The sequence below is a fragment of the Amycolatopsis halotolerans genome (genome assembly GCF_042647905.1).
Classification (GTDB): domain Bacteria; phylum Actinomycetota; class Actinomycetes; order Mycobacteriales; family Pseudonocardiaceae; genus Amycolatopsis; species Amycolatopsis halotolerans.
Genome location: NZ_JBHRWI010000029.1, coordinates 91143 through 105207, shown reverse-complemented (window position 1 = coordinate 105207; position 14065 = coordinate 91143). Strand labels below are relative to the sequence as shown.

Sequence of the window (14065 nt, the reverse complement as noted above, 5' to 3'; positions counted from 1 at the left end):
GGTGGCTCAGCACGTCTCGCACCGTGATCCCGCCCTTGCCCGCGGCAGCGAACTCCGGCCAGTGGCGCGCGACCGGCTCGTCCAGGTCAAGAACGCCGTCCTGCACGAGCAGCGCCACCACCAGCGTCGTCGCGCCCTTGGTCGAGGAGTACACGCCAGTCAGCGTCTCGCCCGTGACGTCACCCGCCCAAAGATCAACCACCAGCCGCCTGCGCACGCGGACCGCCAACTGCACGCCCGCACTCGCCTCGGCCGACGCAGCGAACTCGTCGCGGACCGTCTCGAAGCCGTCCGCGACAGTCCCCTGGATTTCGATGTCCCCCATTGGTTCTTGTCCCTCCGATCGTCAGTTGTCGAAAGGAGGACCCACGCGCCGCCGTGAATGTGACTAGGCTTCGCTTCGTGACCGCTAGGCGGACTCTCGCGCTCTTCGCCGCGCTCTGCGCACTCGCCACGCTTGTGCTGGGACTGCTCGTCGCGCCCTACGCACCGGGCACTGTGGACCAATGGGCCGACAGGTCCGCCTCAACGCTGAGTCCGGGCTTGCTCAACGCGCTCGTGCTGCCCACCGAGCCGTACGTGCTCATTCCCGCCGTCGCCGTCATCGCCGGAATCTGCCTCTACCAACGCTCCCGGCGCGACGCTCTGCTCGCTGTAGCAGGCCCGTTCATCGCCATCGCCCTCAACAGCTGGGCGCTGAAACCCGTCTTCGACCGCTGGAAAGGCGGCACGCTCGTCTACCCGAGCGGCCACACCGTCAGCCTGGTGGCTGTGCTCACTGTGGTGGTGCTGCTGGTCCGCTTCAAGGCGATCGCCGTCACAGTGGGCGCGCTGCTGGTCGCTTGTGCCGCCGTTGGCATGATCGGCCTCGGCTACCACTACCTCACGGACATCGTCGGCGGCGTCTGCTTCGCCGCCGCAGTGGTCACCGCGCTGCGGGCGGCGCTGTCACCGCGTCGCGCGCCAGAGCCGTCAACCGGCTGATCGCGCGCAGGTACTTCTTGCGGTAGCCGCCGTTCAGCATCTCCTCGCCGAACAGCTCGGGCAGCGGCACGCCGGACACGACCACCGGGATCGCCCGGTCGTACAGCCGGTCCGCCAGCGCGACCAGCCGAAGCCCGACCATCTGGTCCGGCACCGGCGTCACGTGCTTGAGGTGCACCCGCCGCACCCCGGCGAGCAGCTTCCCGTACCGCGAGGGATGCAGGCGCTCGAGATGCGTCATCAGCGCGCTGAATTCGTCCACAGTGGACCCTTCGTGCGCGGCCGCCGAGGCGTCGATCTCGTCGTCACCGACCGGCGGCGGCGCGTCCGGCAGCCCGCGGTGCCGGTAGTCCGGCCCGTCGACCCGCACGACGCCGAACCGCCGCGACAACGCCTGGATCTCGCGCAGGAAGTCCTCCGCCGCGAACCGCCCCTCGCCGAGCTTGTCCGGCAACGTGTTGGAGGTCGCCGCGACGTAGACGCCCGCGTCGGTAAGTTCCTGCAGCAACCGGCTGACCAGCGTGGTGTCGCCGGGATCGTCGAGTTCGAACTCGTCGATCGCCAGCAGCCGATGCTCGGACAGCCGCGCGACCGCGTTGGCGAACCCCAGTGCGCCGACGAGGTGAGTCAGCTCGACGAACGTCCCGTACGCCTTGGGCCCCGGAGTCTCGTGCCAGGTCGAGGCGAGGAGGTGGGTCTTGCCGACGCCGAACCCGCCGTCGAGGTAGAGCCCCATCGGCCCGTCCGGAATCGCCGCCCCGCCGCCGAACAACGACCGCAGCCGCGACTTCTTGGCTTTCGCCGCGCCGATCCGCGAAGCGAACGCAGAACACGCCTCGACCGCGGCCGCCTGGCTGGGCTCGTCCGGGTTGGGAAGGTAAGTGGAAAACCGAGCCTCGCCAAACCGCGGCGGCGGCACGAGGGACGCGATCAGCTCGTCGGCCCCAAGCTCGGGAAACCGGTCGGTCAGCGCAGCGGCGGGCATGGTGGAGGAGCCTATCCGGCCTGCTCCGGCGGGCTCGGCTCGCCTCGACGTCGCCGGACGCGGCAAATCCCCCGGTCGGAGCCACTTTTGGCCGGGGATGGGGCGGGCAAGACGGGGTTCGTGTGGTGACTGTCACCGGGCCGCGTAGCTGGCCCGACACACCTGGTGAACCGGGCCGAGCGAGGTCGGCCATCGGCGCGCGAACCAGCAGCATTGCCGCCAGGCAGCCATCGCAAGGCGGGCTCGGACCCGCTGACCGCCGACCGAGTCCGCCGCGTAGCCGCGCGGATGGCCGACGGTGCGCACCGTCGGCCTGCCGTCAGCGACAGCCTCTGGTCGAGGCCGCACTAGCGCCATGCCGAGCCGAACTGGCCCTACGAGTCGTCGCCTGGCTGCGCCTCTTCGCCTGGCTGCGCTTCGTCGCCTGGCGGTGCGCTTCTTCGCCGCGAGTCATCTCCTGGCTGTCCCGTCCGCGCCACGCGCCGTCTTCAGACCGCCCCGCCTGCACTCGAAGGCCCGGGCGCAGTGCGGTGAGCCCGGCGAGCCACCGCCACCATCGCAGGACGGAAGTTCGGCCGCGGCCTCGCTGGCCGCTTGCCAACTCACCCATTCGAGGGATGCCGCGTGAGTTTTCGCCCGGTCGGGAGGTCCTTTCAGCGAGCACGTCTCCGGCGCCGCGGGCCGCTCGCGGTGACACTGGACGCGCTATGTCCGCATACAGGGAGCGAGGAACCATGCCGACCCCGAACCGGCCCGATGCGCCGACCGCTGTTCCGTCTGCCGCGCTGACTTCGGTCGAGCAGACGGACACCGCTGGGCGCACCACGATTTCGTCGCTGGTCGTGCAGAAGATCGCGGCGCTTTCGGCGCGCGAGGTCGCCGGCGTGCACGCGCTCGGCGGCGGGGTCTCGCGGGCGATCGGGGCCATCCGGGACCGCATCCCGGGCTCGGGCGCGACCTCCACTGCGGGAGTCTCCGTGGAGGTCGGCGAGAAGCAGGCCGCGATCGACCTCGACGTCGTCGTCGAATACGGCGCGCGCATCGCGGAGGTCGCCCGCGACGTGCGGCGCAACGTCATCACCGCGGTCGAGCAGATCACCGCGCTCGAGGTGATCGAGGTCAACATCTCGGTCAACGACATCCACCTGCCCGGCGAGGAGGACGAACCCGAGTCGAGCAGGGTCGAGTGACCAGTCAGTCGCCAGTGCGTCGGCGCAGCCCTGTTGTCCCGCGGACTCGACACCTCGTCGGTCCTGGCGGCCCAGGTGCGCCAGCGCTCCGGCACTGACGCCGAAACGCTTCGGACCGCAGCGTGCCGACGCCAGCTAGACAGGGCGAACGGCCTAGCGACAGCTCCGGAATCCCGAAGCGCCGCGCAAGCCGCTGCCGCGACGGCCACGAACGCACCGTCGTGCCAGTCACGGAACCGCTAACCGCACCAACTGCCAGTCCAAGGACCACAGCACCTCAGATCAGGCAGCACAACCAACGCAGCACGCAATCCCAGGAGGGCGCACGTTGAACGCAACGCAGACCGGGATCCTCGCCGGGCTGATTCTCGGCCTGGCCGCCACTCAGGGGTTCACCGCCTTTCTGGTGACCTTCGCGGTCGGCATCATCGGGCTCGTGGTCGGCCGGGTCCTCGACGGCGAACTCGACCTCGGCGACCTGTTCGGGAAGGGCCGAGACAAGTGACCAGGGCGGTCGAGGCAGGGCCGTCCCGCAGCGATCTTCCGGAACCCGCCGAGCGCGGTTCGCTGACCATCGCCCAGGCCGTGGTGCGCAAGGTCGCGCAGCACGCCGCCGACCAGGTGCCCGGGACGATGTTCACCGAGCGCCGCGTCGCGGGCGTCAGCACCGGGACTTCCGGTGCGTCCGCGAAGGTCGGCGGATCGGACAACGACGTGGAGCTGTCCCTCGATCTCGCGCTGCGCTATCCGGCCCCGGTGCGGGAAGTGACCGGGCAGGTGCGCGCCAAGGTCGTCGAAGAGGTCGAACGCATCACCTCCTATCACGTGCGTTCGGTCGCGGTGACGGTCACCGCGCTGCTGCCGGACGTGCCGCCGAGGGTGCGATGATGCGCGTCCTCGTCCGTCTTCTGTCCACGTTGCTCGGTCTGGCCGTCGCCGCCGGCGGCGCGTTGCTGGCGCTCGAGGTCGGCTGGGCCTGGTGGCAGCCCGGCAAGGAGCCGCTGCTCGTGCCGTGGCCGCGGTGGAAGACCGCGATCGCCGAGCTGGACTGGACCAGCACGCCGGTGCGGATCGCCGCCGGGATCGCGGTGCTCGCCGGGCTCGTGCTTCTGTTGCTGGCGCTCGGTGCGGGCGACCGCGCGGTGCGGATGACCGATCCCGCCGACGGCATCACGGTGAGCACCTCGCCGCGGGCGCTCGCGCGGTTGGTCGGGCTGGCGGTGCGCGCGGAGGACAACGTGCGCGGCGCGTCCGTGACCGCCAGCTCTCGCAGGGTGCGCGTGCGCGCGACGAGCCGTCTCGAAAACGAGGAACAGCTGCGGCCGCGACTGTTGGAGACCGTTTCCGGGGTGCTGGACGATCTCCCGTTGCAGCGCCGCCCGAAGGTGTCTGTGGTCGTCGACTCTCCGAAGGACCGGTGATGAGTGCTTCTGCGGCGCGTCGCGCGCAAGGTCGTTCGCACGGTGCCGAGCGCACGCTGACCTCCCTGGTCGGCGTGCTCGGGCTGCTGGCTGGTGCCGGTGCGCTGGTCGTCGGCATGGGGTGGCTCGGGCAGTTCCGCGGGCACCGGCCGGTGCTCGACCCGATCGCGGTCGGCTGGCTTGGCGACCACGTGCTGTACGCGCGGATCGGCGCGCTCGTGCTCGGGGTGCTGCTGCTGGTGTTCGGGCTGTGGTGGTTTTTCCGTTCGCTGCGCCCGGAACGCCGTCCGGACCTGAAGCTCGACGAGACGATCGGCTCGGAGCTGACCGTCACCGCCGGGGCGCTGGCCGGGGCCGTGCAAACGGATGTGGAGAGCGTTGACGGGGTCACCCGGGCCCGGGTCCGATCGGTGGGCACGGTGGCTGAACCGGCGTTGCGGATCACGCTCTGGCTGGCCGAGGGCACGGAAGTCCGGCGGGTATGGGAAGACCTCGACTCGTACGTGCTGACCAGGGCCAGGGAATCGCTCGGCGTCGAGACGCTGCCGACCGCGGTGCGGCTCGAACTCGACACGGCCGGCTCGGCACGCGTGCGCTGATCCCGCGTTTCGCCCAGAATGCCCGCATGGCCCTCCCTGTGCAGGCACCGATCAAGCCCATGCTGGCGAAACCGGCGAAAGCGATCCCCGATTCCGGCGGCCTGCTGTTCGAGCCGAAGTGGGACGGGTTCCGCTGCCTGGTTTTCCGCGACGGCGACGAGATCACCCTGCAGTCGCGCGCGGAAAAGCCGCTGAACCGGTATTTCCCGGAGGTGCTCGCCGCGCTGCGGGAATCCTTGCCGGAGCGGGTCGTGCTCGACGGCGAACTCGTGGTGGCCCGCGACGGCAAGCTCGATTTCGACGCGCTGACCGAGCGCATCCACCCGGCGGAGAGCCGTGTGCAGCTGCTCGCCGAGCAGTCGCCCGCGCAGTTCGTGGCTTTCGACGTGCTCGCGCTGGGCGACGAGTCGTTTGTGGACGAGCCGTTCTCGGCACGCCGCGAACGACTCGAGTCGCTCCCGGGCATCGCGCTGACGCCGGCGACGACGGATCCGGAGACCGCGCGGCACTGGTTCGAGCTGTTCGAAGGAGCCGGGCTGGACGGCGTGATCGGCAAGCCGCTGGGCGAGCCGTACTCGCCGGGCAAGCGGGTTCTGTTCAAGTACAAGCATTCCCGCACCGCGGACTGCGTGCTGGCGGGCCTGCGCTGGCACGTGGACGGCGAACCGGGCGAGGCGGTCGGCTCGTTCTTGCTGGGCCTGTACGACGACAACGGGCTGCTGCACCACGTCGGCGTGGTCGGTTCGTTCCCGGTCGCGCGTCGCCGCGAGCTGGCGCAGGAGCTGGCTCCGCTGATCACTGACGGCGAAGGACATCCGTGGCTGGGCGACGCGGTCCGCGAGGGACAGCGGATCCCGGGCGGCATCACGCGCTGGCGGTCGAAGGAACAGCCGTGGGTGCCGTTGCGGCTGGAGCGCGTGGTGGAGGTTTCGTACGAGCACACGGAGGGCGGCTATCCGTCGCGCTTCCGGCACACCGCCCAGTTCGCGCGCTGGCGGCCGGACCGGGAGCCGTCGTCGTGCGGCTACTCGCAGCTGGACGAGCCGGCGCGCTACGACCTGTCTGCGGTGTTCCGGGGCGAGGTCGTGCGGACCCGCTGACCGGGCCGCCCGGACCGGCGCGAGCCGGACACGCCGCAGGACCCGCTCACTGGCTTCCCACACCAGGCGTGCCAAGCTCGTCCGAGAGTTCCGCCGAGCAGACGTGAGGATCAGCCCGTGCACCGCCGTTCCCCCAGCCGTTCCCGTTCGCGCGCCCGGCTGGTGGCGGCGACGCTGGGAGTGCTCCTGCTGGCCGGCTGCACCAGCGGGCCCTCCGTGCGGCCCGCGGTGATCGACAACGACGGGCGCGCTACCACCGCGCCGCCCCCGAGCGCCGCCGCGGTGCCGCTGCCGCCGCTGGCCGAGCCCAAGAAGTCCAATGTGCGATGGGCCAACTGCGACGCGGACACCCGGCAGCGGATGGCCGCTCCGGCGCTGCCCGATTCGCTGCACGTCAGCTGCGCGCGCCTGACCTCCCCGCTCGACGCTCCCGACGACTCCCAGCATCTGCTCGCCCGCGTCCTCGTGCTCAAGGCAGGCGACGGCCCGATCCCGCTCGTGGTGGTCAACGACATCGGCGGCGAGCCGGGGTCGCTGTTCGCCGCGCGCCTGGCGACGAAACTGCCGCCGGAGTTCCTCAAGAAGTTCTCGCTGATCGGCGTGGACCGGCGCGGCACCGGGCTGTCCGGCGGAGTGCAGTGCGTGCCGCTGGAGGTGCGTTCCGACCTGCTGGGCGCGGACCCGGCCGAGGGCGGCCTCGGCGAGGTGCTCGACGCGGCCCGCCGGGCCGGTCAGCAGTGCGCTCTCGATCTCGACACCGCGCAGACCGCGCTGGACAGCTGGCGCACCGCCGGAGACCTCGACCAGCTGCGCAAACAGTTGGGCCTGGACCGGCTGAACGCGCTCGGCCGCGGCGACGGTTCGAAGGTGCTTTCGGAGTACGCCGTGCGCTATCCGGCGCAGGTGGGCCGCATGGTGCTGGACGGCATCCCGGACCCGGGCGCTGACCGAGCGGCCGTGCTCGACGCGGTCGCCGCTGGCGCCCAGTCGACGTTCGACGCCTTCTCCGCCGACTGCGCCGCCCGCAACTGTCCGATGGGCGATGCGAAAGCCGCGCTGAAGACGGTGACCGACCGGCTCCGTACGTCCCCTGTGGACACTGACGATGGCGTGACGATGAGCCCGGGCGTGGCGACCTACGCGGTGTACCAAGGACTCGCCGACCGTTCGAACTGGCCAGCTCTCGCCGACGCGCTGAACGCCGCGAAGAACGGCGACATCACCGCACTGGCCGGCTTCGCGAATCCGATCGTCGCGGACATCCGCGGACGCACGTCGCGCATCGGCGGCACCATCGCGACCCGCTGCAACGACTCGACCACCCGGCTGCCCGCCGATCAACTGGACCGCGCCGCGTCGGCGATGCGCGCGAAATACCCGCAGTTCGGCGCGGCGGTCGCTCAGGAACTCGCCTGGTGCGGCGCTTGGCCGGTCCGCCGCGAGGCGCTGCCGCCCGCCGGTGCGCCCGGCGCCCCGCCCATCCTGGTGGCCGCCACCGCCACCGACCCGGTGACGCCGCAGATCGGCACCACCCGGGCCGCAGACCAGATGCCCAGTGCCGTGACTGTCACCTGGCAGGGTGTCGCGCACGGCGCGGTCGGCCAGTCCCCCTGCGTCACCTCCGCCGCGCAATCCTTCCTGATCGACGGCAAGATCCCGGACAACGGCACCCTCTGCCCAGCCTAGGGATCGATCGCTCTTCCGCCGGTGCCCCGCGGTTTCCGCGACGCAGTTGCCGAGCGATGCCATCCGACCGAGACAGCGCCGCCGTCCAAGGCGCAACATCCGGCCGAGTCGTTCGCCCCGCTGTGGTCTGAGGTGGCGGGACCGGGGCTGCCCCGCCGAAGTCGTTTCGAACACCTCACCAGTATCTCGAACACTTGTTCGAGAGCGCATCACTCAACCCGGCTGGATTACCTCACCCACCCGAGAACGCGGATCTCACCGCGAGTGCCGAAAACCCGGCAGCGCGCCGAATTCCGCCACTCGCAGCCGGGAACCCGGCAAGCCAAGGCCGCCCCAGGGCCCGACCGTCCTAACGGGACACAGCAGGACTGGCAGCCGCCCAGGCCGCCTCGATCATCCGGAACACCTCGTCCACCGCGGCCTCCGGATCAGCCGCCTCGCGGGCCACCGAATAGGCGTCGACCACGAACCGGGCGATCGCGCGGCACGCCGTCGGAGTCCGCCCGAGCCCGGGATCGGCCGCCATCGCCGCCGCCAGCGACTCCGCGTGCCGCAGCCGCATCGAATCCTCGTACTCCCGCAGCGCGGGCGATCCGTCGATCATCCGCCAGACCGGCGCGACGCTGTCCGCCGTGCAATGCCGCACCAGCGCCTGGATCTCGCCTCGCAACACCGGGATCAGCGGCTCCGCGGGCTCCCGCCCCTCGACTGCTCCCCGGAGGTTCTCCTCGAAGTTCGAGTCCTGCTCGAAGACCAGCGCTTCCTTCGAGGCGAAGTGCGAGAAGACCGTGGTCACCGCGACATCGGCCTCGGCCGCGATGTCCCGGATGCCCACCTCGTCGTACCCGCGCTCGAGGAACAGCCGAAGCGCGGTGTCGGCGATCTTCTGGCGGGTCGCAGCCTTCTTGCGCTCGCGCCGCCCGGACGGCTCAGTCATCCGCGGATGCTATCAGCCACAAAACCTGGCCGATCACCAAAAGCTAACAGTTAGCTTTTAATCGGGCGGGGAGCTACTGCCGGTACCCCTCGACCTCGCCCACCGACCGCACCGAAGCCTCGTCGGGGTCGTCGTCGAACTCGACGCGGGCCCGCCGCTGCCGCAGAAGGTCCCAGCACTGGTCGAGCTCCTCTTCGGCCCGGCGCAACCGCTCGCGGTCGTCCGAGGACAACCCGACCCCGATCGCCCGGTCGCGCAGTTCCTTCTCCTCCGCGATCAGCTCGTCGATCCGCCCCAAGATCCCGTCAGCCACATCAACCTCCAAGACAGCGTCGGACACCCACCAGGACGCTACCGCGCCCCGGGGAATTCCCCACCCGGCTCGTTCGTTGAACCACCCATGAGCACAGTGGAACTGACGGCGGACAACTTCGACCAGACCGTGACCGACAACGAGTTCGTGCTGATCGACTTCTGGGCAAGCTGGTGCGGCCCGTGCCGCCAGTTCGCGCCGGTGTTCGAGAAGGCGTCGGAAAAGCACGGCGACATCGCCTTCACGAAGGTGGACACCGAAGCCGAGCAGCAGCTCGCCGCGGCGTTCAACATCCGCTCGATCCCGACGCTCGCCGTGATCCGCGACAAGACCCTCATCTACTCCCAGCCGGGCGCCCTTCCGGAAGCCGCGCTGGAGGACCTCATCCGCCAGGCCCGCGAGGTCGACATGGACGAGGTGCGCAAGGCCGCCGCCGCGCAAGAAGCCGAGCAGGCCTGAGCCCAGCCACCGCAGGCGCACTACCCGGGGAAACACGAAGGCCCGGCACCCACCAGGGTGCCGGGCCTTCGCGGTGATTCAGGACCGGGTGACGAGCCCGCGCAGGAAGAACGCGAGGTTCGCCGGCCGCTCGGCCAGCCGCCGCATGAAGTAGCCGTACCACTCGTCGCCGCAGGGCACGTACACGCGCATCGTCTCGCCTTCGCCGGCGAGCCGCTTCTGCTCCTCGGGCCGGATGCCGTACAGCATCTGGTACTCGTGGTCGCCGGTCGCGCGCCCGGCGTCGGCCGCGAGCTTGCCAGCGATCGCGATCATCCGCGGGTCGTGCGAGGCCACCATCGGGTAGCCCTTGCCCTCCATCAGGACGCGCAGGCAGCGCACGTAGGACTTGTCCACTTCGGACTTGTCCTGGAACGCCACCGATTCCGGCTCGGCGTAAGCGCCCTTGCACAGCCGCACGCGCGACCCGGGACCGGACAGCTCGCGGCAGTCCTGCTCGGTGCGGTGCAGGTAGGCCTGCAGCACCGCGCCCACCCACGGGTACTCGGCGCGCAGCTCGCGGAGGATGCCGAGCGTCGAGTCCGTGGTGGTGTGGTCCTCCATGTCGAGCGTCACCGTCGCGCCGACCGCGTCGGCCGCCGCGCAGATCTTCCGCGCGTTCTCGAGCGCGACGCCTTCGCCGTCGCCCGGCAGGAACTGCCCAACCGCGGACAGCTTCACCGAGACATCCGCGCCCTTGGCGAGGCCCTGTTCGGACAGCGCCGTCAGCAACTCCTCGTACGCCTGCACCGTGGCGGTGGCCTGTGAGGCGTCGGTGGTGTCTTCGCCGAGGTGGTCGATGGTGATCTTCCGGCCGTCGGCGGCCAATTCCCGTGCGGCGCGCACGGCGTCGGCGGTAGCCGAGCCGGACACGAACCGGCGCACTACGGACCGGGTGACCGGTACCGCTTCGATCAGCGCACGCATCCGCTGCGAACGAGCGGCGGCGAGCAACGGGGCACGCAGCATGGCGGTGTCTCCTTCTCAGCCCTGGTGCGGGTAGCGCACGGAGGTCGGCGGCACGAACGTCTCCTTGATCGAGCGGGGGCTCGTCCAGCGGAGCAGGTTGAAGACCGAACCGGCCTTGTCGTTCGTGCCGGAGGCGCGCGCCCCGCCGAACGGCTGCTGGCCGACGACAGCGCCGGTCGGCTTGTCGTTGACGTAGAAGTTGCCCGCGGCGAACCGCAGCGCCTGAGACGCCTTCGCGACAGCCGTGCGGTCGTTCGCGATCACGGCGCCGGTCAGGGCGTACGAAGCGGTCTCGTCGACCAGGCGCAAAACTGAGTCGAACGCAGTGTCATCCCGGTCTTCGTACACGTACACCGACAGGATCGGGCCGAAGTACTCAGTGCTGAAGATTTCGTGCTTCGGGTTCGTCGACACGAGAACGGTCGGCTGCACGAAGTAGCCGACGCTGTCGTCCGCAGTGCCGCCGACGAGGATCTCGACCTCGCTGTCGTTCTTAACGCGCTCGAAGAGCGAGGCGTGCTTGTCGAAGGCGCGACGGTCGATCACGGCACCGCCGAAGTGCGACAGGTCAGTGACGTCGCCGTAGCTGAGCGCGGCGGTCTCGGAAGCAAGGCCGTCCTTCAGCTGCTCCCAGAGACTGCGCGGCACGTACGCACGCGAAGCGGCTGAGCACTTCTGGCCCTGGTACTCGAAGGCGCCGCGGACGAGCGCGGTGCGAAGCACGTCGATGTCGGCCGACGGGTGCGCGAGCACGAAGTCCTTGCCGCCGGTCTCGCCGACGAGACGCGGGTAGCTGCGGTAGCCGGCGATGTTCGCGCCGACAGTGCCCCACAGGTGCTGGAAGGTCGCGGTGGAGCCGGTGAAGTGGATGCCCGCAAGGTCGCGGTGCGTCAGCGCGACCTCGGAGACGGCCTTGCCGTCGCCCGGCAGCAGGTTGATCACGCCCGGCGGCATGCCGGCCTCTTCGAGCAGCCGCATGGTCAGGTGCGCGGCGAAGCTCTGCGTCGGCGACGGCTTCCACAGCACGGTGTTGCCCATCAGCGCGGGCGCAGTGGGCAGGTTGCCGGCGATGGCGGTGAAGTTGAAGGGCGTGATCGCGTACACGAAGCCCTCGAGCGGACGGTGCTCCATCCGGTTCCACACGCCCGGCGAGCTGACCGGCTGCTGGTCGAGGATGCTGCGGCCGAACTCGACGTTGAAGCGCCAGAAGTCGGCGAGCTCGCACGCGGAGTCGATCTCGGCCTGCGTAGCGGTCTTCGACTGGCCGAGCATGGTGGCCGCGTTCAGCGTCGCGCGCCACGGGCCGGTCAGCAGATCGGCGGCACGCAGCAGGATGGCCGCACGGTCGTCGTAAGACAGCGCGCGCCACTCCGGAGCGGCCTTCGAGGCAGCGGCGATCGCGTCAGTCGCGTCCTGCTTCGTGGCGCTCTGGATGGTGCCGAGGACGTGGCCGTGGTTGTGCGGCTGGACCACGTCGATCTTCTCGCCGCCGCCCGCGCGCTGCTCGCCGCCGACGGTGACCGTCAGGTCGACGGGACCGGCCTGACCCAGTTTCTTCAGCGCACCCTCCAGCTCGGCGCGCTCGGCGCTGCCCGGTGCGTACGTCAGCACCGGCTCGTTCTTCGGGGCGGGGGTCTGGGTCACGGCGTCCACGGCGGCTCCCTCGTTGGCTTACTCGTCGGTTGCCCGAAAGATAACGCTGCGCGGCGTTCAAGGGTTTGTTCAAGCGGCTAGAATCGCCCATATGGCTTTGTCCGATCGGCCTACGAGATGACGACCGCTGAGCCCTTCGCCGGTGCCTCGCTGCGGCACGTGCTCGCGACCCTCGGCGAACCGCTCGTGCGGGTGCTCGTCGCGCCGCGCGGACTGGGCGTTCCGGTACAGGACGTGGTGATCCTCGACCCCGAGGACCCGCCCGAACCCCACCCCGGCGACCTGGTCCTCGTGATCGGCGCGCGGGGCCGGTCCGCGGCCGCGGCGATCCGGGCGGCCGGACGCGCGGGAGCGGCCGCAGTGGCGGTGAAGGGCGAAGGCGGCACAGACGTCGCGGCCGACGCTGGCGTCGCGCTGCTGACGGTCGGCGCGGAAGCCCGGTGGGAGCAGGTCGAGGCCTTGGCGCGCGGGGTGGTCGACGCGGCCCGAGCGGGCGGCGAAGCGGAAACCGGCGAGGTGCTCGGCGACCTGTTCGCGCTGGCCCAGACGGTCGCGACGCTCACCGGTGGCCTGGTCAGCATTGAGGACACCGCGAGCCGCGTGCTGGCGTATTCAAGAGCCGGCGACGAGGTCGACGAGCTGCGGCGGTTGTCGATCTTGGGCCGTGAAGGACCGGAACGGTACCTCGCGATCCTCCGCGAATGGGGCGTCTACCAGCGGTTGCGGGCAGGCGAAGGAATCGTGCGCGTGGACGAACGCCCGGAGCTGGGAATTCGCCGCCGCATCGCCGCCGGAATTCACGCCGGGTCGCAGCCGCTCGGCACGATCTGGGTGCAGGAAGGCGCGCAGCCGCTGACCGAACAAGCCGAGGTCGCCCTGCTCGGCGCGAGCCGAACCCTTGCCCCGCAACTGATCCGCGCGCGAACCCTGCCCGATCCGCAACTGCGGCTGCGCGAGGATTTGCTGGCCGGGCTATTGGAAGGACGCGTCGACGCCGAATCTGTCGCGGACGACATCGGTGCCGATCCGGCGCGCCCTGCGCAGGTGTTGGCGTTCACGCTCTCCCGACAGGAGTCCGCCGCCGCTTCGAACCGGTTGCTGCGCCGGGCCGAACTGGTGCACCTGATCGCCGTGCACACGGCGGCCTACCGGCGGACCGCCCTCGTGAGCGTCCTCGGCGGCCGGGTGTACGCGTTGCTCCCGGATCTGCCGGAACACTCGGATGCCCCCGTGCTCGCGTTGGCGAAGGAAATCGTTGGTGCAGCGCGGAAACACCTCGACGCACCCGTCCGCGCCGCACTCGGCGGAATTGTGCCGCGACTGTCCGACGCGGCATTGTCGCGCGGCGATGCCGACCGAGTGCTGATGGCGATGACGCGCGGTCATTGGCCGTCCGACGTCGCGTCGCTGGCCGACGTCCGGGCCGATGTGCTGCTGTCGGAAGTGTTGTCCTACTTAGGAGATCAGCCCCGCCTGCGCGATCCCCGGCTCGCTGAACTGCGTGCCCACGACGCCGACCACGGCGACATTCTGGTGCCCGCGGTGCTGGCGTACCTGAACGCTTTCGGCGACGTCCGCACGGCCGCCCGCTCGCTCAACATCCACCCGAACACCGTGCGCTACCGGGTGCGCCGGGCGTCGGAGGTGTCCGGGATCGACCTGACTGATCCAGCTCAGCGGCTGCTCACCGAGTTGTTGCTGCGGCTGTAAAACCGGATGCCGAGGAGGTT

At 70.4% G+C, this 14065-nt stretch carries 16 protein-coding genes; 10 read left to right on the top strand and 6 right to left on the bottom strand.

What is annotated here, in order from left to right:
• The coding region (locus tag ACFORO_RS25020) for a serine hydrolase domain-containing protein (RefSeq protein ID WP_377896641.1) at nucleotides 1-325 on the bottom strand (325 nt) is incomplete at its 3' end.
• A gap of 77 nt (nucleotides 326-402) precedes the next feature.
• On the opposite strand from ACFORO_RS25020, the gene ACFORO_RS25015 reads away from it, so the two are divergent.
• Nucleotides 403-984, top strand: a complete 582-nt coding sequence (locus ACFORO_RS25015; protein ID WP_377868148.1) for a phosphatase PAP2 family protein — start codon at nucleotides 403-405, stop codon at nucleotides 982-984.
• On the opposite strand, the gene zapE is transcribed toward ACFORO_RS25015, so the two are convergent.
• A complete protein-coding gene (zapE, locus tag ACFORO_RS25010) occupies nucleotides 926-1969 on the bottom strand; it encodes a cell division protein ZapE (RefSeq protein WP_354748454.1) in 1044 nt (347 codons plus the stop codon). The genes ACFORO_RS25015 and zapE overlap by 59 nt on opposite strands.
• 734 nt (nucleotides 1970-2703) lie before the next feature.
• On the opposite strand from zapE, the gene ACFORO_RS25005 reads away from it, so the two are divergent.
• From ACFORO_RS25005 to ACFORO_RS24975, 7 genes are all read left to right on the top strand, one after another.
• Nucleotides 2704-3159: an Asp23/Gls24 family envelope stress response protein gene (locus ACFORO_RS25005; RefSeq protein ID WP_377868147.1), complete on the top strand. Its 456-nt coding sequence runs from the start codon at nucleotides 2704-2706 to the stop codon at nucleotides 3157-3159.
• Nucleotides 3160-3487: 328 nt separating this feature from the next.
• Nucleotides 3488-3664, top strand: a complete 177-nt coding sequence (locus ACFORO_RS25000) for a hypothetical protein (protein WP_009075692.1) — start codon at nucleotides 3488-3490, stop codon at nucleotides 3662-3664.
• Nucleotides 3661-4047, top strand: a complete 387-nt coding sequence (locus tag ACFORO_RS24995) for an Asp23/Gls24 family envelope stress response protein (RefSeq protein ID WP_344267437.1) — start codon at nucleotides 3661-3663, stop codon at nucleotides 4045-4047. The genes ACFORO_RS25000 and ACFORO_RS24995 overlap by 4 nt, the downstream gene beginning before the upstream one ends.
• Nucleotides 4047-4580, top strand: a complete 534-nt coding sequence (locus ACFORO_RS24990; protein WP_354748449.1) for a DUF6286 domain-containing protein — start codon at nucleotides 4047-4049, stop codon at nucleotides 4578-4580. Before ACFORO_RS24995 ends, ACFORO_RS24990 begins: the two co-directional genes overlap by 1 nt.
• Nucleotides 4580-5179 (top strand): alkaline shock response membrane anchor protein AmaP, encoded by a 600-nt coding sequence (locus tag ACFORO_RS24985; protein ID WP_377868146.1) that lies wholly within the window; start codon nucleotides 4580-4582, stop codon nucleotides 5177-5179. The genes ACFORO_RS24990 and ACFORO_RS24985 overlap by 1 nt, the downstream gene beginning before the upstream one ends.
• Nucleotides 5180-5205: 26 nt before the next feature.
• Nucleotides 5206-6279 (top strand): ATP-dependent DNA ligase, encoded by a 1074-nt coding sequence (locus ACFORO_RS24980; RefSeq protein WP_377868145.1) that lies wholly within the window; start codon nucleotides 5206-5208, stop codon nucleotides 6277-6279.
• Between the two features lie 117 nt (nucleotides 6280-6396).
• Nucleotides 6397-7965 carry an alpha/beta hydrolase gene (locus ACFORO_RS24975; RefSeq protein WP_377868144.1) on the top strand — a complete coding sequence of 523 codons (1569 nt, stop codon included), beginning with the start codon at nucleotides 6397-6399 and terminating at the stop codon, nucleotides 7963-7965.
• Between the two features lie 349 nt (nucleotides 7966-8314).
• On the opposite strand, the gene ACFORO_RS24970 is transcribed toward ACFORO_RS24975, so the two are convergent.
• Together ACFORO_RS24970 and ACFORO_RS24965 are read right to left on the bottom strand one after the other, a co-directional pair.
• A complete protein-coding gene (locus tag ACFORO_RS24970) occupies nucleotides 8315-8902 on the bottom strand; it encodes a TetR/AcrR family transcriptional regulator (protein WP_377868143.1) in 588 nt (195 codons plus the stop codon).
• 73 nt (nucleotides 8903-8975) lie between these two features.
• A complete protein-coding gene (locus tag ACFORO_RS24965; RefSeq protein WP_182890496.1) occupies nucleotides 8976-9215 on the bottom strand; it encodes a DUF2630 family protein in 240 nt (79 codons plus the stop codon).
• Nucleotides 9216-9302: 87 nt separating this feature from the next.
• Here ACFORO_RS24965 and trxA point away from each other — a divergent pair, with 87 nt between their 5' ends.
• Nucleotides 9303-9674 (top strand): thioredoxin, encoded by a 372-nt coding sequence (gene trxA / locus ACFORO_RS24960; protein WP_116205014.1) that lies wholly within the window; start codon nucleotides 9303-9305, stop codon nucleotides 9672-9674.
• Nucleotides 9675-9752: 78 nt separating this feature from the next.
• Here trxA and ACFORO_RS24955 read toward each other — a convergent pair whose 3' ends face one another.
• Both ACFORO_RS24955 and pruA read right to left on the bottom strand, forming a co-directional pair.
• Entirely contained in the window at nucleotides 9753-10682 is a 930-nt protein-coding gene (locus ACFORO_RS24955) for a proline dehydrogenase family protein (RefSeq protein WP_354748439.1), read from the bottom strand.
• Nucleotides 10683-10697: 15 nt separating this feature from the next.
• On the bottom strand, nucleotides 10698-12335 hold the full coding sequence (gene pruA / locus ACFORO_RS24950; protein WP_377868142.1) for an L-glutamate gamma-semialdehyde dehydrogenase: 1638 nt from the start codon (nucleotides 12333-12335) through the stop codon (nucleotides 10698-10700).
• A 117-nt stretch (nucleotides 12336-12452) separates the two neighbouring features.
• Here pruA and ACFORO_RS24945 point away from each other — a divergent pair, with 117 nt between their 5' ends.
• Complete coding sequence (locus ACFORO_RS24945; RefSeq protein ID WP_344267455.1) at nucleotides 12453-14045, top strand: PucR family transcriptional regulator; 1593 nt, start codon at nucleotides 12453-12455, stop codon at nucleotides 14043-14045.
• Nucleotides 14046-14065 lie beyond the last annotated feature (20 nt).

Coding starts and splice junctions, on each gene's coding strand:
- ACFORO_RS24980 (WP_377868145.1), top strand. CDS start 5,206: ATGGCCCTCCCTGTGCAGGCACCGATCAAGCCCATGCTGGCGAAACCG.
- zapE (WP_354748454.1), bottom strand. CDS start 1,969: ATGCCCGCCGCTGCGCTGACCGACCGGTTTCCCGAGCTTGGGGCCGAC.
- ACFORO_RS24945 (WP_344267455.1), top strand. CDS start 12,453: ATGACGACCGCTGAGCCCTTCGCCGGTGCCTCGCTGCGGCACGTGCTC.
- ACFORO_RS24955 (WP_354748439.1), bottom strand. CDS start 10,682: ATGCTGCGTGCCCCGTTGCTCGCCGCCGCTCGTTCGCAGCGGATGCGT.
- ACFORO_RS24990 (WP_354748449.1), top strand. CDS start 4,047: ATGCGCGTCCTCGTCCGTCTTCTGTCCACGTTGCTCGGTCTGGCCGTC.
- ACFORO_RS24970 (WP_377868143.1), bottom strand. CDS start 8,902: ATGACTGAGCCGTCCGGGCGGCGCGAGCGCAAGAAGGCTGCGACCCGC.
- trxA (WP_116205014.1), top strand. CDS start 9,303: ATGAGCACAGTGGAACTGACGGCGGACAACTTCGACCAGACCGTGACC.
- ACFORO_RS24985 (WP_377868146.1), top strand. CDS start 4,580: ATGAGTGCTTCTGCGGCGCGTCGCGCGCAAGGTCGTTCGCACGGTGCC.
- ACFORO_RS25005 (WP_377868147.1), top strand. CDS start 2,704: ATGCCGACCCCGAACCGGCCCGATGCGCCGACCGCTGTTCCGTCTGCC.